Origin of the sequence: Rhodovulum kholense, assembly GCF_003053725.1 — a bacterium.
GTDB lineage: Bacteria > Pseudomonadota > Alphaproteobacteria > Rhodobacterales > Rhodobacteraceae > Rhodovulum > Rhodovulum kholense.
In genome coordinates, this window is sequence record NZ_QAYC01000002.1 from 334,432 (window position 1) to 354,366 (window position 19,935).

At 67.4% G+C, this 19,935-nt stretch carries 21 protein-coding genes and 1 pseudogene; 10 read left to right on the plus strand and 12 right to left on the minus strand.

Annotated elements, in window-relative coordinates; translation table 11 throughout:
- Positions 1 to 170 precede the first annotated feature (170 nt).
- The gene (locus tag C8N38_RS04275) at positions 171 to 2,318 is read left to right on the plus strand and encodes a methyl-accepting chemotaxis protein (RefSeq protein ID WP_108024260.1); all 2,148 of its coding nucleotides are present in this window, start codon (positions 171 to 173) and stop codon (positions 2,316 to 2,318) included.
- A gap of 494 nt (positions 2,319 to 2,812) precedes the next feature.
- A pseudogene (locus C8N38_RS04280) lies at positions 2,813 to 3,963 on the plus strand (IS256 family transposase).
- Positions 3,964 to 4,177: 214 nt separating this feature from the next.
- Here C8N38_RS04280 and C8N38_RS04285 read toward each other — a convergent pair.
- Positions 4,178 to 4,477 carry a hypothetical protein gene (locus C8N38_RS04285; protein ID WP_108024262.1) on the minus strand — a complete coding sequence of 100 codons (300 nt, stop codon included), beginning with the start codon at positions 4,475 to 4,477 and terminating at the stop codon, positions 4,178 to 4,180.
- A 72-nt stretch (positions 4,478 to 4,549) separates the two neighbouring features.
- On the opposite strand from C8N38_RS04285, the gene C8N38_RS04290 reads away from it, so the two are divergent.
- From C8N38_RS04290 to pheS, 3 genes are all read left to right on the plus strand, one after another.
- Positions 4,550 to 4,876: a DUF1491 family protein gene (locus C8N38_RS04290; protein WP_108024264.1), complete on the plus strand. Its 327-nt coding sequence runs from the start codon at positions 4,550 to 4,552 to the stop codon at positions 4,874 to 4,876.
- A gap of 62 nt (positions 4,877 to 4,938) precedes the next feature.
- Entirely contained in the window at positions 4,939 to 5,664 is a 726-nt protein-coding gene (gene recO / locus C8N38_RS04295; protein WP_108024464.1) for a DNA repair protein RecO, read from the plus strand.
- A gap of 69 nt (positions 5,665 to 5,733) precedes the next feature.
- Positions 5,734 to 6,807, plus strand: a complete 1,074-nt coding sequence (gene pheS, locus C8N38_RS04300) for a phenylalanine--tRNA ligase subunit alpha (protein WP_108024266.1) — start codon at positions 5,734 to 5,736, stop codon at positions 6,805 to 6,807.
- Between the two features lie 16 nt (positions 6,808 to 6,823).
- On the opposite strand, the gene C8N38_RS04305 is transcribed toward pheS, so the two are convergent.
- The 3 genes from C8N38_RS04305 to C8N38_RS04315 form a co-directional block, all read right to left on the minus strand.
- Entirely contained in the window at positions 6,824 to 7,468 is a 645-nt protein-coding gene (locus C8N38_RS04305) for a phosphoribosyltransferase (RefSeq protein WP_108024268.1), read from the minus strand.
- Positions 7,469 to 7,491: 23 nt separating this feature from the next.
- Positions 7,492 to 9,891: a phenylalanine--tRNA ligase subunit beta gene (gene pheT / locus C8N38_RS04310; protein WP_108024270.1), complete on the minus strand. Its 2,400-nt coding sequence runs from the start codon at positions 9,889 to 9,891 to the stop codon at positions 7,492 to 7,494.
- Between the two features lie 84 nt (positions 9,892 to 9,975).
- On the minus strand, positions 9,976 to 10,269 hold the full coding sequence (locus C8N38_RS04315) for a hypothetical protein (RefSeq protein ID WP_108024272.1): 294 nt from the start codon (positions 10,267 to 10,269) through the stop codon (positions 9,976 to 9,978).
- A gap of 159 nt (positions 10,270 to 10,428) precedes the next feature.
- Between C8N38_RS04315 and C8N38_RS04320 the strand changes: the two genes are divergently transcribed.
- On the plus strand, positions 10,429 to 11,121 hold the full coding sequence (locus tag C8N38_RS04320) for an aspartate/glutamate racemase family protein (protein WP_108024274.1): 693 nt from the start codon (positions 10,429 to 10,431) through the stop codon (positions 11,119 to 11,121).
- 4 nt (positions 11,122 to 11,125) lie between these two features.
- Here C8N38_RS04320 and C8N38_RS04325 read toward each other — a convergent pair whose 3' ends face one another.
- On the minus strand, positions 11,126 to 12,796 hold the full coding sequence (locus C8N38_RS04325) for a thiamine pyrophosphate-binding protein (protein WP_108024276.1): 1,671 nt from the start codon (positions 12,794 to 12,796) through the stop codon (positions 11,126 to 11,128).
- A gap of 112 nt (positions 12,797 to 12,908) precedes the next feature.
- On the opposite strand from C8N38_RS04325, the gene C8N38_RS04330 reads away from it, so the two are divergent.
- Both C8N38_RS04330 and C8N38_RS04335 read left to right on the plus strand, forming a co-directional pair.
- The gene (locus C8N38_RS04330) at positions 12,909 to 13,463 is read left to right on the plus strand and encodes an NADPH-dependent FMN reductase (RefSeq protein WP_108024278.1); all 555 of its coding nucleotides are present in this window, start codon (positions 12,909 to 12,911) and stop codon (positions 13,461 to 13,463) included.
- Between the two features lie 55 nt (positions 13,464 to 13,518).
- Entirely contained in the window at positions 13,519 to 14,343 is an 825-nt protein-coding gene (locus tag C8N38_RS04335) for an HTD2 family dehydratase (RefSeq protein WP_108024280.1), read from the plus strand.
- Between the two features lie 70 nt (positions 14,344 to 14,413).
- On the opposite strand, the gene rnhA is transcribed toward C8N38_RS04335, so the two are convergent.
- The 7 genes from rnhA to C8N38_RS04370 form a co-directional block, all read right to left on the minus strand.
- Entirely contained in the window at positions 14,414 to 14,866 is a 453-nt protein-coding gene (gene rnhA / locus C8N38_RS04340) for a ribonuclease HI (RefSeq protein ID WP_108024282.1), read from the minus strand.
- Positions 14,867 to 14,943: 77 nt separating this feature from the next.
- Complete coding sequence (locus C8N38_RS04345) at positions 14,944 to 15,540, minus strand: class I SAM-dependent methyltransferase (RefSeq protein WP_245895508.1); 597 nt, start codon at positions 15,538 to 15,540, stop codon at positions 14,944 to 14,946.
- Positions 15,537 to 15,989 (minus strand): DUF3429 domain-containing protein, encoded by a 453-nt coding sequence (locus tag C8N38_RS04350; protein WP_108024284.1) that lies wholly within the window; start codon positions 15,987 to 15,989, stop codon positions 15,537 to 15,539. Before C8N38_RS04350 ends, C8N38_RS04345 begins: the two co-directional genes overlap by 4 nt.
- Entirely contained in the window at positions 15,986 to 16,600 is a 615-nt protein-coding gene (locus tag C8N38_RS04355; RefSeq protein WP_108024286.1) for a LysE family translocator, read from the minus strand. Before C8N38_RS04355 ends, C8N38_RS04350 begins: the two co-directional genes overlap by 4 nt.
- Positions 16,600 to 17,550 carry a 4-hydroxy-3-methylbut-2-enyl diphosphate reductase gene (gene ispH, locus C8N38_RS04360; protein WP_108024288.1) on the minus strand — a complete coding sequence of 317 codons (951 nt, stop codon included), beginning with the start codon at positions 17,548 to 17,550 and terminating at the stop codon, positions 16,600 to 16,602. Before ispH ends, C8N38_RS04355 begins: the two co-directional genes overlap by 1 nt.
- A 64-nt stretch (positions 17,551 to 17,614) precedes the next feature.
- Positions 17,615 to 18,061: a YqaA family protein gene (locus C8N38_RS04365; RefSeq protein ID WP_108024289.1), complete on the minus strand. Its 447-nt coding sequence runs from the start codon at positions 18,059 to 18,061 to the stop codon at positions 17,615 to 17,617.
- A 108-nt stretch (positions 18,062 to 18,169) separates the two neighbouring features.
- A complete protein-coding gene (locus C8N38_RS04370) occupies positions 18,170 to 18,742 on the minus strand; it encodes a LabA-like NYN domain-containing protein (RefSeq protein WP_108024291.1) in 573 nt (190 codons plus the stop codon).
- 117 nt (positions 18,743 to 18,859) lie between these two features.
- Between C8N38_RS04370 and folK the strand changes: the two genes are divergently transcribed.
- Positions 18,860 to 19,498, plus strand: a complete 639-nt coding sequence (gene folK / locus C8N38_RS04375) for a 2-amino-4-hydroxy-6-hydroxymethyldihydropteridine diphosphokinase (protein WP_108024293.1) — start codon at positions 18,860 to 18,862, stop codon at positions 19,496 to 19,498.
- 37 nt (positions 19,499 to 19,535) lie between these two features.
- Positions 19,536 to 19,901, plus strand: a complete 366-nt coding sequence (gene rpoZ / locus C8N38_RS04380; RefSeq protein WP_108024294.1) for a DNA-directed RNA polymerase subunit omega — start codon at positions 19,536 to 19,538, stop codon at positions 19,899 to 19,901.
- Positions 19,902 to 19,935: the final 34 nt, after the last annotated feature.

Here is a 19,935-nt window from a genome sequence, read left to right on the forward strand (position 1 = left end):
GTCAGCACGCAGACGCCGGCCCGGGCAGAGATGCCCCGGCACGGATCGTACTTGTGTCGAATACAGCGCAAACAGGGCGGCATGACCGCGAAACCGACCGCGCCGCGTCACGAACAATTAAAGAACACTCCCTTAGGTAAGGGGGAACCCAGAGGACACCCGGACACACCATGCGATTCTCAACTTCGATCCGCACGGCCATCCTGGCCATCGTCACTCTCGCCTCGGCCGTGATGCTGGGGCTGATCGGCGTGTCCCTGCACGTCGACCGCCTCAGGGACGCCACCGAAGAGCATACCTTCCTGATCGTTCAGGAAGACAGGACCCTTGCGGAGGTCGAGATCGGCTTGCTTCACGCCCGCCGTGCAGAGAAGGACTTCCTGCTCCGGCACGAAGACAGCTTTGCCGACCGCCACAAGGCGGCGCTGGACGGGATCGCCCGGAACACCGAGACGGCGCGTGACCTGAGCCGGCGCGTCGGAGGCCTTGAGGCGTCCGAGCCCGACTTTTCGGCCCTGACGACCGCGATCCGGGCCTATGGGGAAGATTTCGACCGGCTGGTCGAAATCCATCGCCGGCTTGGCTACGATGAAGAAAGCGGTCTTCAGGGCGAATTGCGCAATGCCGTTCATGGCATCGAGGCCCGGCTGGAGGAAATCGGCAACCCCGAGATGCAGGTCAAGATGCTGATGATGCGCCGCCACGAGAAGGATTTCATCCTGCGTGGCGACCCCAAGTATCTGGACCGCCTGAATGCGCGCGTCGACGAATTTCACGCCTTCCCTGACAGCTTTTTCGCCGACGCGGCGCAGCGCCAGGAAATCGACCGGCTTCTTGCGACCTATCAGGCGGCCTTCACCGCCTTCGTTCAGGAAAACCTTGCCGAACAGGCCCTGCGCACGTCCCTGTCTGCCCGCTTTGCCGAGGCCGAACCGATCCTTGAACGTCTGGTCTCCACGGTCCGCAGTCGCGCCGATGAGGTCGCCTCGTCCGCCGCGGCCGCAAACGCGCGCGCCGAACGCTTGTCGAATGCGATCGGGGCGGCGGGGCTGTTCGTCTTCGTGGTGCTTGCGATCTGGCTGTCGGTCGCGATCTCGCGTCCGCTGCGCAGGATCGATGTCGCCCTTCGACAGATGATGAAAGGGGATTACACCCCGCATATTGGCACATCGCGCATCTCGGAAACGGCGGCCATCGCTGCGGCCGTCGACAGTTTCCGCCATGACCTGGAACAGAAAGACCGCCTCGACCGCGACATCTCCGAAGTGATCGACGCCTGTGCTGCCGGAGATTTCTCCAAGCGGCTGCCCGATCCGGGCGAAGACAGCAATTCGGCGGTGCTCGTGCGGGGCGTCAACGCCATCGGCGAAGCCGCTCAGAAAGGCCTTGGCGACGTTCTGGTCGTGCTCAACACGCTCAGCAAGGGCGATCTCACGGTGCACATGCCGTCCGGGCACCATGGCGTGTTCAGCGAAATCTCGGCCTCCATCGATACGCTGGTTTCGAGCCTGTCGAGCATCCTTCGCCAGCTGTCCGCCAGCAGCGATCTGCTCAACAGCACCGCACGCAAGATTGCCTCGGCCTCGGACGAGGCCTCGCATCGCGGCCAGAACTCTGCCGCGTCCCTCGAGGAAACCGCTGCCGCGCTGCAGACGCTTGCCAACAACGTGCGCGGGGCAGCCGACAGCGCCAGGAGCGCCGAACAATTCGTCGAGGCCGCCCGGGACCGGGCCGAGAACACGCGAACCGTGGCCGACAAGACGGTGGGCGCGATCCGCCGGATCGAGGAATCCTCCGGGGCCATCGGCCGGATTACCGGCATGATCGAGGATGTGGCCTTCCAGACCAACCTGCTGGCGCTGAATGCGGGCGTCGAGGCCGCCCGGGCGGGCGAAGCCGGCCGCGGCTTCGCCGTCGTGGCCTCGGAGGTTCGCGCTCTGGCCCAACGTGCAACCGAAGCGGCGCGCGAAATCACCGCGCTGATCCGCAGCAGCGAGACGCATGTGGGCGATGGGGTGAAGCTCGTTTCGGATACGGTGGCCGCGCTCGCCGCGATTCAGGACTCGGTGACCAGCGTTTGCGATCAGGTCGCGGCCATCGCCGCCAATACCATCGAACAGTCGACCAGCATCACTGAAATCAACACCGCGGTCGGTGCGCTGGACCGCGATGTGCAGCAAAACGCGGCCATTCTCGACGAGACGGCGACGGCGGGCCAGATGCTTCGCAGCGAGGCCGATTCCCTGGTCGAACTCGTCAAGCAGTTCCGCCTGCCCGACGAGTCGGAAGCGCTGCCGCACCGCATCGCCGCCGAGTAAGCGCAACGCGCGATACGGGGTTCCGGCCTCTGCCCTGAACGTTGCGGACGCGTTTGGGCCGGGTGTCACGGTTGTCCGTCTCACCGATAAGACGAAACTCACGGTCCCCGCCGAACGGCAAAATTGGCCCGAGAGCCAAGCTCAGGGTTTGATCGGGTATGCCTCTGGATTTTCGCGCGGCGCGCCGGGGAATGCTGCCATGGCTGGTGCCGGCGCCCTTTCAAGCGTCCTGTCGCCCGCCCCATCCGGATCTTGCAGTGCGCCCATGCGCCCGGCTTGCACATTCGGACCGACCGGAGGACGACCGCTTCCTCCTGCTCGCGGACACCGCCAGTGAAAGACCTTCCCGGTCAGACGGTCCCCTTATTGCAAATTAGTGTCCGAGGACGTGGTGTAATTTCTGCGCCGTTGCCGGTGTGCCCCCGGCGGATCACCGAGGTGTATGATCGAGGTGGAGTTTGGCGGCTTCAACCAGGGTTCACATGGAACCCCCGATAACCACGACCAAAATGGATCGGTCCGGGCTTCTGGCCAAGCACGGCCAAGGCGATTTCCTTCGCACCATGGCCAGGGCCGGTCTGCAGTTGATCATGGAGGTCGACGTCGACGGCCTGATCGGTGCCGGGCGGGACGAACGCTGCGGGGAACGTACGACTTGGCGGAACGGGTATCGAAAACGCGCTCTCGATACTCGTTTGGGCACGCTGAACCCGAGAGTGCCGAAGCTGCGGCAGGGCAGCTATTTCCCGAGCGCCCTCAAGGCCCGCAAGGCGTCGGAGCAGGCCTTGGTCGCGGTTCTTCAGGCGGCCTGGATCAGCGGCGTCTCGACCCGCCGCGTGGACGAGCTGGTGCACGCCATGGGGCTGTCCGGCATCTCCAAGAGCACCGCCCCCAAGCTGTGCAAGGACATGGACGAGCGGGTCGGCGAGTTCCTGAACCGCCCGCTGACCGGCGAGCGGCCTTACGTCTGGCTCGAAGCGACATGCCTGAAAGTCCGTCAGGACGGGCGCATCGCGCCGGTCGCAGCCATAATCGCCGTGGCCGCCGACACCGAACGCCGCCGCGAGATCATCGGGTCGGGCATCGGCCCCTTCGAGGCAGAGACGTTCTGGTCCGAGGTCCTGAGGTCCCAGAAGGCCCGGGCCTTGGTGGCGTTCGGCGCGTGATCGGCGCGCGCATGCCGGCCTAAGGGCTGCCATTTCGCGGGCCTGCGAGGCCACATGGCAAAGGGGCCGGGTTCACTGGATGCGCCCCTCTGGCGCACCTGTCCCACGGCCAGCACACCGTCATCGCCGCCGCGATCCGCCAGGCCTTCGACCAACCCGACCGCCCCCAAATTGACGAGAACGAGCCATTGTCCGCCATCGGTCCGAGGACAATGGCGAATGCGCAAGGTGGCCGAGCAACTGCGCCCGCGCTGACGTCTTGGGGGCTCGTCGGGCAAACAGCGGCCCACGCTGTTTACCGTTCCTCCGCACTCCCAAACGAGGCCTCCATCATACGCCCGACCGGCGCCGTGCTGCTCGAGCAGAACGACGAATGGCAGACGGCCAGCCGCGACACGCGGCTCAAAGCCTTCGCCCAGGTCGACAAGGAGGAGATCGACCCCATTCTCGGCATCCCAAGGAAAGCTGCCCGATCTTGACCTAACGCCACCCGAAAATTTCAATGCCCGGACGCACGTGATCCTGTTCCAAGCCTCAGCACGTCGCGGCATCTTCGAGGACCGAAGACTCGAAACAGGTCATCTGTCCTGGCCCCGAGTTTTCCGAAATCCTGCCCTGCCAGCCTTCTGACGAAGCAGCCGGTCCGCCTCTTCCGGGCCAGAGCCGTCGGCACGGTTCAGCGCTTTGGGAGATTCAGTGGGCCGCGTGCCCATCCCGATTGGGAGCGGCCTCGCTCTCAGTTCCGGGTTCGGCCTCACCCGAGTGGTCCGGGCTGACGTTGGCCGCACCGGAGGTCGGCGCCCCACCGATCCGGGTCATGAAATGGCGGATGATCAGCGCATAAAGCGCGGCGCACATGGCCAGCGTTGCGAAAAGCTGCAAGATGACGAGGATGGCCGCATGCGAGAGTCCGGTCAGCACAATGAGGTTCAACAGGATGCCGACCCCGAAGATCATCAGGAAGAATGGCGGGATTTGGCGAATAGCCTTCATAAGTCGCGAGCCCTTTTATTCAGTCTTTCCAGAGCTTAGGGTGAAGATCCATGCGGGCCAAGGGGGCGTGACATGCGCCTGACTGCGACCTTCTGGGTGCAGGCCTATCTGGCGCGGCTGAGGCTGGAGGGCATTCCGGCCTTCGTCGTGGCGCATGGCGACGACACGGCAGGGGCGGTTCTGGTCAAGCTCAACACGCTGGACGGGCAAGCTTGCGCCTTCCAGCGCGCTTTCGATCTGACATCGGGCGAGCGGCGCTGGATGGTGCTGGCCGAAGGGGACGAGGCCGAGGTCGACCGCGCGGTCGGGCGCCAGCGCGGGTTTGACCCGGATCTCTGGGTGATCGAGGTCGAGGATCGGGGCGGCCGCCACCTGCTGGACGCCCCCGGCCTTGCGTGACGGCGCCGTCGCGTCATGGGTATTTCTGCCAAGAAGAAGACCGAAGCGGGGGTAAGGCGGTGATCGAGTGGCGTGACGAGGGCGTAGTTCTTTCCGTGCGTCCGCATGGCGAGAGCTCGGCCATCGTCGAGCTTTTCACGCCTGTCCACGGCCGCCATCTGGGTGTCGTCCGGGGCGGTACGGGGCGCAGGCTGGCGCCGGTGCTGCAGCCCGGAACGCAGCTGGCGGCGGTGTGGAAGGCACGGCTTGAGGATCATCTTGGCGCCTATACGGTCGAGCCGCTGCGAAGCCGGCTTGGCCATGTGCTGGGCGATGCCACGGCCCTGGCCGGGCTGGATGCGGTGACAGGACTGCTGGCCTTCGCCTTGCCAGAACGGGCGCCGCATCCGGGGCTTTACGCGCGGTCGGTCGCACTGCTCGATCTTCTGGGCGATGCCGGACCCTGGCCGCTGGCCTATCTGCGCTGGGAACTGGCTCTGCTGGAGGAGACGGGGTTCGGTCTCGATCTGAGCCGCTGCGCGGTGACCGGGGATCGCGACGATCTGGTCTATGTCTCGCCCCGGACGGGACGGGCGGTCAGCACGGCGGGCGCGGGCGACTGGGCCGACCGGCTGTTGCCCCTGCCGCCCTGCCTCCTGGGGCAGGCGCCGGTCCGGGACGGCGATATTGCCGACGGCTTGCGGCTGACCGGCCATTTCCTTGGCACCTGGCTGGCGCCCGCGCTGGGCGACCGGCCGCTGCCGACCGCGCGGGCGCGGCTGGTGCGGCTCATGGCCCGCGCCGGCTGAGCGGTGCATTTGCTTTCCCGAGGGGCTGTGCTATCGACGCCGCCGAACGGATGTGAAGGGGCGGCCCGCATGGACGATCTCAGGCAGAAATATATCGGCGCGATTGCGGACGCGGCGGACGAGCCCGCGCTGGAAGAGCTGCGGCTGCAGGCCGTCGGCAAGAAGGGCGAGGTCAGTCTGATGATGCGCGAGCTGGGCAAGATGACTCCCGATGAGCGCCAGGAGATGGGCCCGAAGCTGAATGCGCTGAAGGACGAGATCAATTCGGCGCTGGCGGCCAAGAAAGCCGCGCTGGCCGATGCCGCGCTGAACGAACGGCTTCGGGCCGAGTGGCTGGATGTGACGCTGCCCGGGCGGCCCCGGCGGCAGGGCACGATCCATCCGGTGAGCCAGGTCACCGACGAGATCACCGCGATCTTCGCCGATATGGGCTTTTCGGTCGCCGAAGGGCCGCAGATCGAATCCGACTGGTTCAATTTCGACGCGCTGAACATCCCGCCGGAACACCCCGCCCGGCAGGAACATGACACCTTCTTCATGTCCCGCGCCGAGGGTGACGACCGTCCGCCCCATGTGCTGCGCACCCATACCTCGCCGGTGCAGATCCGCGCGATGCAGGAAACCGGTGCGCCGATCCGGGTGATCGCGCCGGGCCGGGTCTATCGCTGCGACTACGACCAGACCCACACGCCGATGTTCCATCAGGTCGAGGGGCTGGCCATCGGCCGCGACATCTCGATGGCCAACCTGAAATGGGTGCTGGAGGAATTCTGCCGCGCCTTCTTCGAGGTCGAGGGGGTCGAGCTGCGGTTTCGCGCCTCGCATTTCCCCTTCACCGAGCCCTCGGCCGAGGTCGATATCCGCTGTTCCTGGGCGGGCGGGTCGCTGAAGATCGGCGAGGGCGACGACTGGCTGGAAATCCTCGGGTCGGGCATGGTGCATCCGAAGGTCCTGAAGGCCGGGGGGATCGACCCGGATCAGTGGCAGGGCTTCGCCTTCGGCATGGGGATCGACCGGCTGGCGATGCTGAAATACGGCATTCCCGACCTGCGCGCCTTCTTCGACAGCGACCTGCGCTGGCTTCGCCATTACGGCTTCTCGGCGCTCGACGTGCCGACGCTGCAGGGCGGGCTCAGCGTCTGAGCCGGGCGGCGCGGCGCTAGCGCCGCGCTTCGGCGTCCTGCAGAAGCCGGGCGACCTCGGCCTCGTCGACCTGGGTGAAATCGGCGTAATGGGCGCCCACCGCGACGAAATCGCGGGGGGCTTCCAGAAAGATCAGCCGGTCGGTCAGGCCACGCATCTTCCAGACCGTTTCCTGCGGACCGACCGGGACCGCCAGCCAGACCTCGAGCGGGCCACGATTGTGCAGCGCCCGCAGCGCCGCGCGTGCCGTGGCCCCGGTCGCAAGCCCGTCATCGACGACGATGGCTGTCCGGCCCGAGACCTTTTCGGGCGTGCGGCCGCCCAGAATGCGGCGGCGCGCCTCGGCGATGTCGGCCAGCCGGGCCTCGACCTCGGGCGCGAGATCGGTCTGGGTCAGCCCCGCGGCGGCCAGGATCTCGGCGTTGAAGACGACCTCGCGCGCGGCGCCGTCGACCACCGCGCCCGCGGCCAGTTCCGGATTGCCGGGCATCCCGATCTTGCGCACGAAAGTCAGATCGAGAGGACAGCCCAGAGCCGCCGCCACAGGGGCCGCGACCGGCACGCCGCCGCGCGGCAGGGCCAGCACCACGGGGTTTTCCGGGGCCGCCGCCAGAACCTTTTCGGCCAGCAGCCGCCCGGCCGCCTCGCGGGACTGAAACATCGCCTCGTCCTCCCTTGCGCGTCCTAGCGCCGAAGCGTGCCGCCCGTCGCCTTCTCGACCTTGGCGACGATCTTCTGGCCGACCGCCTCGATGTCCTTTTCGGTCAGGGTCTTGTCGGTCGGTTGCAGCCGCACGGTGATCGCAAGCGACTTCTTGCCCTCGCCCAGCGCGCCGCCGACGAACTCGTCGAAGACCCGGACCTCTTCGATCAGCGCCTTGTCGGCGCCGGCCGCGGCATTGACCACGTTGATCGCCTCGACGCCCGCATCCAGCACGAAGGCGAAGTCGCGTTCGACCGCCTGCAGGTCAGAGACTGTCAGCGCGTCGCGCGTGGCCCCCTTGCGGCGCGGCATCGGCGGTTCCTCGACGAAGACGGTGAAGGCGACCGCGGGGCCCTTCACGTTCATCTCGGCCAGCACCTTCGGATGCAGCTCACCGAAGGTCGCGAGCACCTTCTTGGGCCCGAGGCAGATACGCCCCGAGCGGCCCGGATGCCACCAGCCCGGCGCCTCGCGCAGGATCTGCGCCTTGGCGGGGGCGCCGATGGCGGCCAGCACCGCCTCGCAATCGGCCTTGGCATCGTAAAGATCGACCGGCCGGCGCGAGCCATAGGGGTCGCGCGGGGCCGAGGCGCCGACCAGAAGGCCAGCGGCCTGGATATGCTGCTCGCCCGGCTCGGCGCCGTGGAAGGCGGGGCCGACCTCGAACAGCGCCAGATCGGCAAAGCCGCGTGCCTGGTTCCGCGCCGCGGCCTGCAACAACCCCGGCAGCAGGTCGGGCCGCATATGGCTCATTTCCGAGGAAATCGGGTTGTCCAGCGCCATCGCGTCGCTGCCGCCGCCGAACAGGGCTGCACTGACCCGGTCGACGAAGGAATAGGTGACGCATTCGTTGTAGCCCAGCGCCGCGCAGGTCCGCCGCGCGGCCGAGGCGCGGCGCTGCATCGGCGTCAGGATCGCGGTCGGCACGCCGGGCTGCGGCCGCGCCATCGGCTTGCCTTGCAGCTGCGTCAGCGAGGCGACGCGGGCCACCTCCTCGACCAGATCGGCCTCGCCCAGCACATCGGGGCGCCAGGACGGCACATGCGCCATGTCGCCCTTGATCCGAAAGCCAAGTGCGGTCAGCGTGGCGCGCTGGGTCTCGGCCGGGATTTCCATGCCGACAAGGCTTTCGACCCGGTGGGTATCGAGCCGGTAGGCGCGCGCCACGTCCGGCACGGCGCCCGCGGCCACCACATCGGAGGCCTCGCCGCCGCAAAGATCGAGGATCATCCGGGTCGCGGCCTCGATGCCAAGCGGCGTCCAGGCCGGGTCGATGCCCCGTTCGAAACGGTAGCGCGCATCCGAATTGATCTTGAGCGCACGGCCGGTCATGGCAGTGCGGATCGGGTCGAAATAGGCGGCCTCGAGGAAGACATCGACGGTTTCTTCGGTGCAGCCCGTCGCCTCGCCGCCCATCACGCCGCCGAGGCTCTCGACGCCGGTTGCGTCCGAGATCACGGTCATGCCGGGCTCCATGACATAGGTCTTGCCGTCGAGCGCGAGGAACTCCTCGCCGCCCTCTGCGGCATGAACGCGAAGCCCGCCCGTGAGCTTCGCGATGTCGAAGACGTGCAGCGGGCGGTTCATGTCATAGGTGAAGTAGTTGGTGATATCGACCAGCGCCGAGATCGGCCGCAGCCCGATCGCCTTCAGCCGCTGTTGCAGCCATTTCGGCGAAGGGCCGTTCTTTACGCCGCGGATCGCGCGGCCGTAAAAGACCGGGCAGGCGCGTTCCTGGGTTTCGGGGTCGATGGTCACGGAAACCGGACAGGGGAAGCTGCCCGCAACCGGCGTGACCTCGACCGGTTTCAGCCGCCCGACGCCGCGCGCGGCCAGATCGCGGGCGACACCATGGATGCCCAGCGCATCGGGCCGGTTGGGCGTGATCGCGATCTCGATCACCGGATCGACCTTCGCCGGATCGTTCGCCGCCAACCAGTCGACAAAGCCCTGCCCGACCTCGCCCGAGGGCAGTTCGATGATGCCGTCATGTTCGTCCGACAGCTCCATCTCGCGTTCCGAACACATCATGCCATGGCTTTCGACGCCGCGGATCTTGCCGATCTGGATGGTGGTGTCGATGCCCGGGATATACATGCCCGGATGGGCGATCACGACGGTGATGCCTTCGCGCGCATTGGGCGCGCCGCAGACGATCTGTTTCTCGCCCTGCCCGGTCGCGACCTGACAGACCCGAAGCCGGTCGGCATCGGGGTGCTGTTCGGCCTTCAGGACCTTGCCGATGGTAAAGTCCTGCAATGCCTTGGCCGGGTTCTCGACCCCCTCGACCTCGAGCCCGAGGTCGGTCAGCGCATAGAGGATCTCGTCGAGCGTGGCCTCGGTCTCGAGGTGCTCCTTCAGCCAGGACAGGGTGAATTTCATCGTGGATGAGCCTTCTGGGGTCGCGGGTCGGGCCTGTCTCTAGCCCAAAGGGCCGTGCGGCGAAAGGGGCTAGGCCCGGTGGTGTCAGGACCCGGAGCAGGTCAGCCTGGCATAGGCCACCGCCGGATCGCCGCGAAGCGTATCGGGCCGGATCGCGCAGCCGGTGCCGGTCTCGATCGCGCGGAACGCCCGGGTCATCGTGCCCGCGCGGTATTCGCGGTTGAGCCGAATCGCCTGCGCCTCGCCCCCCTTGCGGCGCACCGCGAAGGTCGAACCGTCGATCTCGACCCGCACAGGCGGAATGCCCGCGAACTCGGTCCCCGGCGAGTCGCAGGCCGAAACGGTCAGAATCAGGGCAAGGCAGTGGAGGCGGACCATGTCCGAAGGTCTTCCGAACATGGTTTACGCAAGGTAAACGTGCGGTTGGCGCCACAGTTGGCAGGAGTCCTGCAGGTTGTGCGGGTCACTGCCCTCTGCCGCCTTGCGCGGACCGGGACCCGGCGCGAGCATGCCGAAAAAAGACCAAGGAGCAGGCAGATGAAAACCATCGGCATACTGGGCGGCATGTCGGCCGCCTCGACGGCACTTTATTACGATGTGCTGAACCGGGGCGCACGGGCGCGGCTGGGCGGATTGCACTCGGCGGATCTGCTGATCCGGTCGCTTGACTTTGCCGTGGTCGAGGAAATGCAGGCGGCGGGCGACTGGGACGCGGCGGGTCTGATGCTGAACCGCGAGGCGCGGGCGCTGGAGGCTGGCGGCGCCGATTTCCTGATGCTGGCGACCAACACCATGCACAAGCTGGTCGAGTCGATGCTGGACGGCGTGTCGATCCCGTTCCTGCATATCGCCGACGCGACCGCGCATCAAATCAGCGCGGCAGGGCTGAAACGGCCGGGGCTGATGGCGACCGCCTATACGATGGAGCAGAGCTTCTACACCGACCGGCTGCGCGCCGCCGGGCTGGAGCCGATGCTGCCCGGCCCCGAAGACCGGGCCGAGACCCATCGCATCATCTATGACGAGCTGTGCGTCGGCGTGGTGCGCGAGGAAAGCCGCCAGAGTTATGTCGAGATCGCCGGGCGGCTGGCCAAGCGCGGCGCCGATTGCGTGATCCTCGGCTGCACCGAAGTGGGCCTGCTGCTGAACCCCGCGAACGCGCCGCTGCCGGTCTTCGACACGACCGAAATCCATTGCGCCGCCGCGCTGGAGCTGGCTTTGGCGGCCTGACCGCTCAGCCAGTCTTCGCCGCCTCGCCCAGCGCCCGCGCCTCGGACAGGGTCAGCCCGGTGGCCAGGGCCTCGGGGTCCAGCCGCAGCTCGATCACGAAGGGGCGGTCGGCCGCCAGCGCCTGCGCCAGCGCCTCGGGGAAGGCCGCCTGATCGGTGACCGTCACCCCGTCGCCGCCATAGGCCCGGGCCAGCGCCGGGAAGTCGGGATTGGCCAGATCGGTGCCGCTGACCCGGCCCGGATATTTCCGCTCCTGATGCATGCGTATGGTGCCGTAGCGGCCGTTATTGGCGACGATCACAACGATATTCGCGCCATGCTGCACGGCGGTCGACATCTCGTTCAGGGTCATCTGAAAACACCCGTCGCCCGCGAGGCAGACCACCGGCGCGTCGGGCCGCGCCAGCTTGGCCGCGATTGCCGCAGGAAAGCCGTAGCCCATCGAGCCCGAAGTCGGCGCCAGCTGGGTGCCGGGCCCCCGATAGCGGAAATAGCGGTGCAGGAAGGCCGCGTAATTGCCCGCGCCATTGGTCAGCACCGCAGTTTCCGGCAAGGTCTCCGACAGGTGGGTCACGACCTCTTCCATCCGCACCGCGCCCGGCGTCGGCTTCGGCGCGGTCCAGGCCTCGTAATCCGCGCGGGCGGCGCGGGTCCAGGCTGACCAGCGCGGCGGCGCCGAAGGCCCGCCCGCCCGCGCCAGCGCGGCGACCACATCCGGCGCGCTCAGCGCGATGCCCGGATCGGGGCGCCAGACCCGGCCAAGCTCGTCGGGGTCGGGATGGACATGCACGACGCGCTTGTCCTGCATCGCCGGGTCCATCAGCGAATAGCCCGCCGTCGCGGTATCGCCCAGCCGCGTGCCCAGCGCGATCACCAGATCGGCATCCCGCAGGCGCTGGCCCAGCACCGGGTTCATGCCGACGCCCAGATCGCCGACATAGTTCGGGTGGCGGTTGTCGAGCCGGTCCTGACGGCGGAAGCTGACCGCGACCGGCAGGTCGTGGCGTTCGGCAAAGATCGCCAGATCGGCCGCCGCCTGCGCCGACCAGTGCGGCCCGCCGACAACGACCAGCGGCCGCTGGGCCTCGTCCAGGGCGGCGAGAACCGCCGCGACCTGCGCCGGGGTCGGATCGGGCTCGGGCCAGACCCGGGCCGGAATGTCGGGCACCTCGGCAAAGCCGCTCAGCATGTCCTCGGGCAGGGCCAGCACCACCGGCCCCGGGCGCCCCGATTGTGCCGTATGGAAGGCGCGCGAGATGTATTCCGGCAGCCGCCGGGTCTCGTCGACCTCGGCCACCCACTTGACCAGCGGCCCGAAGAAGCGCCGGTAGTCGAGTTCCTGAAAGGCTTCGCGGTCGCGGTCGCTGCGCGCGATCTGGCCGACGAAAACCACCATCGGCGTCGAGTCCTGCCGCGCGACATGCAGCCCGCTGGCCGCGTTGCAGGACCCGGGCCCGCGCGTGACGAACAAGACGCCGGGCCGACCGGTCAGCTTGGCATGGGCCTCGGCCATCATCGCCGCGCCGCCCTCGTGGCGGCAGACCACATTGGGAATGCCCACATCGTAAAGCCCGTCGAGAGCCGCCAGAAAGCTTTCGCCCGGGACCGAGAACACCCGTTCCACCCCCTGGATCGCCAGCTGGTCGGCCAGGATCTTTCCGCCGTGACGCCGCATGTTTTTCCCTTTCCTCCGCTCCCCATCGGGCGCAGCCTGCGCCAAGCCTGCGCCAAGCCTGCGGCAAGAGCAAGGCGCGCCGCTGCGAGCGGAAACGAAATGGAGAGGACAAATGTCGGACCACAAGCTGCTTGGAATTGCCGGAGCGCTGCGCAAGGGGTCGTATAACCGGATGCTGCTGCGCGAGGCGGCGCGGATCTTCGATCCGGCCGAGTTCGTCGAGGCCGACCTGCGGCTGCCCCTCTTCGATCAGGATCTGCAGGACGAGGCGGGCATTCCGCCCGAGGTGCAGCGCCTTGCCGATCAGATCGCCGCGGCCGACGCGGTGGTGATCGCGGGCCCCGAATACAACAAGAGCATCAGCGGCGTTCTGAAGAACGCGCTCGACTGGGTCAGCCGGACCGAGGACAATCCCTGGGCCGACAAGCCCGTAGCCATCGTTTCGGCGACGGGCGGCCGAGCCGGGGGCGAGCGGACGCAATTCGCGCTCAGGCTGTGCCTGGTGCCGTTCCGGGCGCGGGTGCTGGCCGGTCCCGAGGTTCTGGTCGGTCAGGCCCCAGGCCAGTTCGACGCCGGGGGGCGGTTGACGAACGAGATCAACCTCAAGGCCCTCGAGGCCCTGATGCAGGCGTTGAAAACCGAAATTTCACCAGCTGTCGGGCATTAATCACGGGCGCGCATGCGCGTTGCGCGAAAACTGTTGAAAAGCTAGGGTCCCGCTTATGGAAGACGCCGTTGGAAAGTCGCAGGTCGCCACGGATGTGCTCGATCCGACCCGGATCGTGGCACTGTTCCTTGCCCTCGGCCTCGACGGCAAGCCACCGGGACATTACGACCCGCTGCCGCCCTATTTCCACCAGGTCTATTTCTGGGACGTGCACCGCCCCGAAGAGCTTGGGCGTGACGGTCATCCGCATATCGGCGGCGACGGGTTCATCCCCGATCTGGGCCTGCCGCGGCGGATGTGGGCCGGCGGGCGGCTGACCTTCTTCGGCCCGCTGCGCCAGGGCCTGCCGGCGCAGAAGACGTCGACCATCGAGAAGGTCCAGCTGAAGACCGGCCGGTCTGGTCCGCTGGCCTTCGTCACGCTGCGCCACGACATCGTCGAGGGGGGCATGCTGCGCGTCACCGAATACGAGGATCTGGTCTATCTGCCCGATCCCGACCCAGCGCGGCCGCGCCCGCCCGCCCCTGTGGCACCCGAGGTCTGGGATGACGCGATCGAACTGACCTTCACGCCCACCCTGCTGTTCCGTTATTCGGCGCTGACGCTGAACGGTCACCGCATCCATTACGACCGCGACTATTGCCAGCGGGTCGAAGGTTATCCGGGTCTTGTGGTTCATGGCCAGCTTCTGGCCCAGTTCCTGATGCTGAGGGCCAATGCCCATGGCACGATCCGGCATTTCAGCCTGCGCGCCTATGCGCCGGTCTTCGATTTCGAGACGGTGCAGCTGTGCCGCGCGGGCGACCGCTACTGGATCCGCGGCGAGGACGGGCGGCTGGCGGTGATGGGCGAGGCCGTCTTCGCGCCCAGCCCGCTCTGACCGGGACGCACGGCCGCCAAACGCCAGCAGGGCGGCATCCCCGCTAACGCCAGGAGGGCGCCATGCCCGACTAACGCTTGTAGGGGGCCATGCCCGCCCGGGCCAGTTCGTCGGCGCGCTCGTTCTCGGGATGGCCGGCATGGCCCTTGACCCAGGTCCAGGTCACCTTGTGGCGGGCCTGCGCCGCGTCGAGCCTTTGCCAAAGCTCGACATTCTTCACGGGTTTCTTCGCCGCCGTCTTCCAGCCGTTCTTCTTCCAGCCGTGAATCCAGCCGGTGACGCCGTTCTTCACATAGGCGCTGTCGGTGACGACGGTGATTTGCGACGGGCGGCTCAGGCTTTCCAGCGCGCTGATCGCGGCCAGAAGCTCCATCCGGTTGTTGGTGGTGGCCGCCTCGCCGCCCGAAAGCTCGCGCTGCTTGACCACGCTGTCGCCCTCGCGCGCCAGCAAAAGCACGCCCCAGCCGCCCGGTCCCGGGTTTCCGCTGCAGGCGCCGTCGGTATAGGCGAAAAGCTCGGCCATGATCCTGTCCTTCCTGGTCCGGCGGGTGTAGGGCGCGGCGCGCGCGGGGTCAATCGGCGCCCGTCGCGGACCCGAGATCAGGCGGCCCGGCGGGCCAGCAGATAAAGGCTGGCAAAAGGGCTGCCGTCGAAACCGGTGCCGGGCTCGGTCTCTTCGGCCTCGACCGTCAGGCCCGCCCGCGTCACCTCCCCGCGGAAGTCGGCCGGGGCGACATAGGTGTAAAGCCGCCCGATCCGGTCGCGCGCCTCGCCCTGCCCCTGTTTCATCGCGACCGCGAAAACCCCGCCCGGGCGCAGGGCGCGAGCAATGGCCGCCAGATGCGCCGGCAATGCCGCGCGCGGGGCGTGCAGCAGGCTGAAATGGGCCCAGATCCCGTCGAAGGCGGCCTCGGCCGCGAGGTCTGCAAAGCCCGCGACCTCGACCTTGATCCCGTAGCGGGCGCGCGCGGCGGCGGCCATTTCGGGGCAGGCGTCAAGGGCGGTGACACGAAGCCCCGCCGCCGCCATCTCGGCCGCCGCCCAGCCCGGCCCGCAGCCGAGATCGAGCGCGGCACCGCCCTTGGGCAGCCGAGCGATGAAGGCCGCCAGCCGGTCCTGCGCGACCTGGCCGTGATGGATCGCGGAATAGGCCTCGGCCCGGGCCGCGTAGACGGCCAGCGTCCGGGCGTCGGTCACAGCAGCAGAGGAAGCGCGAGGCAGCCCGCCGCGACCGCGACCAGCGGCAGGCGCAACCGCAGCCACCAGGCGGGCGCCAGCTCGAGCTTCCAGAAGAAGAAATCGAGCAGCAGGAGCCCCAGATAGCCCGCGATCAGCGCGACAAGGCTGCTTTCGGGGCCGCCGCCCACCATCAGGAAGGCCCAGACCGCGGGCAGGGCCGAAAGCCCGTAGGCCGGGCCTGCCACGGGACCGTCGGCCCGGCTGGCAAAGCCCCAGAGAATGCCCGACATGAAGACCAGCATCACCGTGCCGTAGAAGTTCAGCAGGTAGATCCCCATGAAGCGGGGTCCGACGGTCTGGATACCGATATCGAAAAGGCCCGGCACGGTCGCGCTGAGCGTGCCCCACAGAAGCGGCACGAGCCCGGCCAGGCCCAGCAGAAGCGGCGCGCGGGGAAGGTCGGTCATGCTTTCTCGAAGGCCAGTTTCAGGCCAAGCCCGGCGAAGACGGCGGCAAAGCCCCGGTTCATCCAGGCCATGGCGCGGGCGCTGGCCAGAAGCCGGTCGCGGGCGGCGGCGGCGAACAGCCCGTAGCCGAGGAAAACCGCCAGCGTCAGGCCCATGAAGACCCCGCCAAGGCTCAGCATCTCGGCGGTTGCCGTGGCCGGATTGCCCGACAGGAAGGGCGGCAACAGCGCGAGGAAGAAGATCGAGAGCTTGGGATTGAGGATGTTGATCAGCGCACCGCGCAGGGCGATCCGGAAAAAGCCGTCGCGCCCGGTCCGTTCGCCGATCTGCAGCGCGCCGCCCTGCCGGACGGCCTGCCAGGCCAGATACAACAGATAGGCGACGCCCGCGAACTTGACGATCTGAAAGAGAACCGCCGAGGAATGCAGAAGCGCCGCGAGGCCGAGCATGGCGGCCGCCAGATGCGGCACGATGCCGAAGGTACAGCCCAGCGCAGCGGGCAGCGTGGCGCGGCGTCCCTGCCCCAGCGACATCATCAGCGTGTAGACGACGCCGGTGCCCGGGGCCAGAACCACGACCAGCGCCGTCAGCAGGAACTGCGCCGAGAGCATCAGGCCAGCTCACGCACGATGCGGGGCAGGCGGAATTCGATGGTCTCGTCGGCGGTGACGACCTCCTCGACAGTTAGGTCGAAGCGGTCGCGGAAGGCCTGGACCACTTCCTCGATCAGCACGTCGGGGGCCGAGGCCCCGGCGGTCAGCCCGATGGACGACACGCCTTCCAGCGCGCGCCAGTCGATATCGGCGGCGCGCTGCACCAGTTGCGCATAATCGCAGCCCGCATTGGCGGCGACCTCGACCAGACGGCGCGAATTCGACGAGTTCGGTGCCCCGACCACCAGCAGGGCCTGCACCTTCGGCGCCACCGTCTTGACCGCGCCCTGGCGGTTGGTGGTGGCATAGCAGATGTCTTCCTTGTGCGGCCCCTCGATAGTCGGGAACCGCGCCTTCAGCGCCGCGACCACGCCCTGGGTGTCGTCGATCGAGAGCGTCGTCTGGGTGATGAAGGCCAATTGGTCGGGATCGCGCACCTCGAGACCCGCGACCTCGTCGGCGGTCTCGATCAGCAGGACCTCGCCCTCGGGCAGCTGGCCCATCGTGCCGATGGTCTCGGGATGGCCGCGATGGCCGATCATCACCATCTGCTTGCCGTTCTCGTGATGGCGCTGGGCCTCGAGATGAACCTTGGACACCAGCGGGCAGGTCGCGTCGACATAGACCATCGCGCGGCGCTCGGCCTCGGCGGGCACCGCCTTCGGCACGCCATGGGCCGAGAAGATTACCGGCCGGTCGGGCGGGCAGTCGTCCAGTTCCTCGACGAAGACAGCGCCCATGTCGCGAAGCCGGTCGACCACGAACTTGTTGTGGACGATCTCGTGGCGGACATAGACCGGAGCGCCCCATTTCTCGAGAGCGGCCTCGACGATCTTGATCGCGCGGTCGACACCGGCACAGAAACCTCGGGGGGCGGCAAGATAGAGAGTCAGCGGGGGCTTGGTCATGGGCTCTGTCTCCTGTTCGACTGTCAGAGGTAAACCCGGCAGGCGCGCACGTAAAGTCCGGGGCTCAGCCAGAGGCCGCCGCGGTGGCCCAGGCAAGCGCGGCATATCGCCCGGTCTTGGCCAGCGTGACCAGCAGAACGAACAGCCAGACCGGCGTGCGCATCATGCCCGCGACCACTGTGAAGGCATCGCCGAAGGGCGCCCAGCTCAGCAACAAAGTCCAGACGCCCCAGCGCCCGTACCAGCGTTGCGCACGGTCAAGCTGCGCCTCGCTGGCGGGAAACCAGCGGCGGTGGCGGAACCTCTCGATGCCACGGCCAAGCACGTAATTCACCACCGCGCCCAGCACGTTGCCGATGCTGGCCACCAGGATCAGCCAGCCGATGCCGATCTGCCCGGCCAGCTGCAGCCCGACAAAGACCACCTCGGACTGGAATGGCAGGATCGTCGCGGCCCCGAAGGCCGCGGCGAAAAGCGTGACAAGCTGAAGGGTGATGGTGGTGACGGGCATCGCCTCTTCAAATGAGACGCGACGCCCGTCTTTCAAGCACGCTGCGAGAACGGAACCGGGTCTCGAAGGGGGGGGGGGCGAGACCGGGGCTCCGCAAGCCGTCAGGGGTCAGTCGTTCTGGGCCAGTTCCGACCGGGGCTCGGGGCGGGGTTCGCGCGGCGGGCGACCGATCACCTCTTTCAGTTCGTCCAGCTCGATGAAGTTGTCCGCCTGGCGACGCAATTCGTCGGCGATCATCGGGGGCTGGCTGCGGATGGTCGAGACCACCGAGACCCGGACGCCCTGGCGTTGCAGGCTCTCGATCAGCGGCTTGAAGTCGCCATCGCCGGAAAACAGGACGATGTGATCGACCCGGGGGGCCAGCTCCATGGCATCGACGGTCAGTTCGATATCCATGTTGCCCTTGACCTTCCGGCGGCCCTGGCTGTCGGTGTATTCCTTCGCGGGCTTCGTCACCATGGTGAAGCCGTTGTAGTTCAGCCAGTCGACAAGCGGCCGGATCGGAGAGTAGTCGTCGTTCTCGAGCAGGGCGGTGTAGTAGAACGCCCGCAGCAATTTGCCGCGGCGCATGAATTCCTGTCTCAGGAGCTTGTAGTCGATGTCGAAGCCAAGTGCCTTTGCGGCCGCATAAAGGTTCGATCCATCAATGAATAGCGCCAAGCGCTCGTCTCTGTAAAACATCGTTGGTCCTTCTGGTCAGCGCCCGCCGGACGAACGCCGAGAGTGGAACGTAGTAAGGCGCGTGCTTGAAAAACGAAGTCCTGCGGGCTGCCGATGAACATGTAAGGATAGCATCCTATGCCGCAACCAGAAAAATCAACCCAGTCCCGGCCAAAAGGACTGGTTGCCCTCGGCGGCAATGTCGCTTTCGGCGGGGGTTCGCCCGAATCGACCCTGGCCGCGAGCCTCGTCGCGCTGGACTGCGAATCGGTGCACGTCGCAAGGATCAGCCAATTTTACCACACGCCCAGCGTGCCCGAAGGGTCCGGACCCGATTTCGTGAACGCAGTTGTAGAGATCGCGACCGATCTTGACGCGGAGGCCCTGCTGGCCCGGCTGCACGAGATCGAGGCCCGGTTCGGCCGCGAACGCCTTACCCGCTGGGCGCCGCGGACGCTCGATCTCGATCTGCTCGATCTGGGCGGCGCGGTGCGGCCCGATGCCGCCACCCAGGCGCACTGGATGGGGCTGGCGCCCGAGGCGCAGGCGCGCGAGGTGCCGGACCGGGCGATCCTGCCACATCCGAGGATTCAGGACCGCGGATTCGTGCTGGTGCCGCTCGCCGAAATCGCGCCGGACTGGCGTCACCCGATGCTGGACCGGACCGCGGCAGAGCTGCTGGCCGCCCTGCCCCAGGCCGAAATCGGACGGATTTCCCCGATTTCCGGGCCTTGGACAGGTGTATCCGCCCTTGTCAAGACCTATCCAACCCAATAGATAGGGGCTTCAACTTTCCAATGGAGCGGAGAGACCCATGGCCCGCGTGACGGTCGAAGATTGTGTCGACAAGGTACCGAACCGGTTCGAGCTGGTGATGCTTGCCGCCCATCGCGCCCGCGAAGTCGCTTCGGGTGCGAGCCTCACAGTCGACCGCGACAACGACAAGAACCCCGTGGTGGCGCTGCGCGAAATCGCCGAGGAAACCCAGTCGGCGGACGATCTGCGCGAGCGGATGATCGAGGCGCACCAGACCCAGATCGAGGTCGACGAACCCGAAGAGGATTCGATGGCGCTTCTGATGGGCAGCGGCGCGGTCAGCGAACCCGACCGCCCGTCGGACGACGACATGTCGGAAGAAAAGCTCCTGCGCGCGCTGATGGAAGCCCAGGGTCAAAGGTAGGACGGCCGGGGCGCGGACGGATTTGGCGATCCGG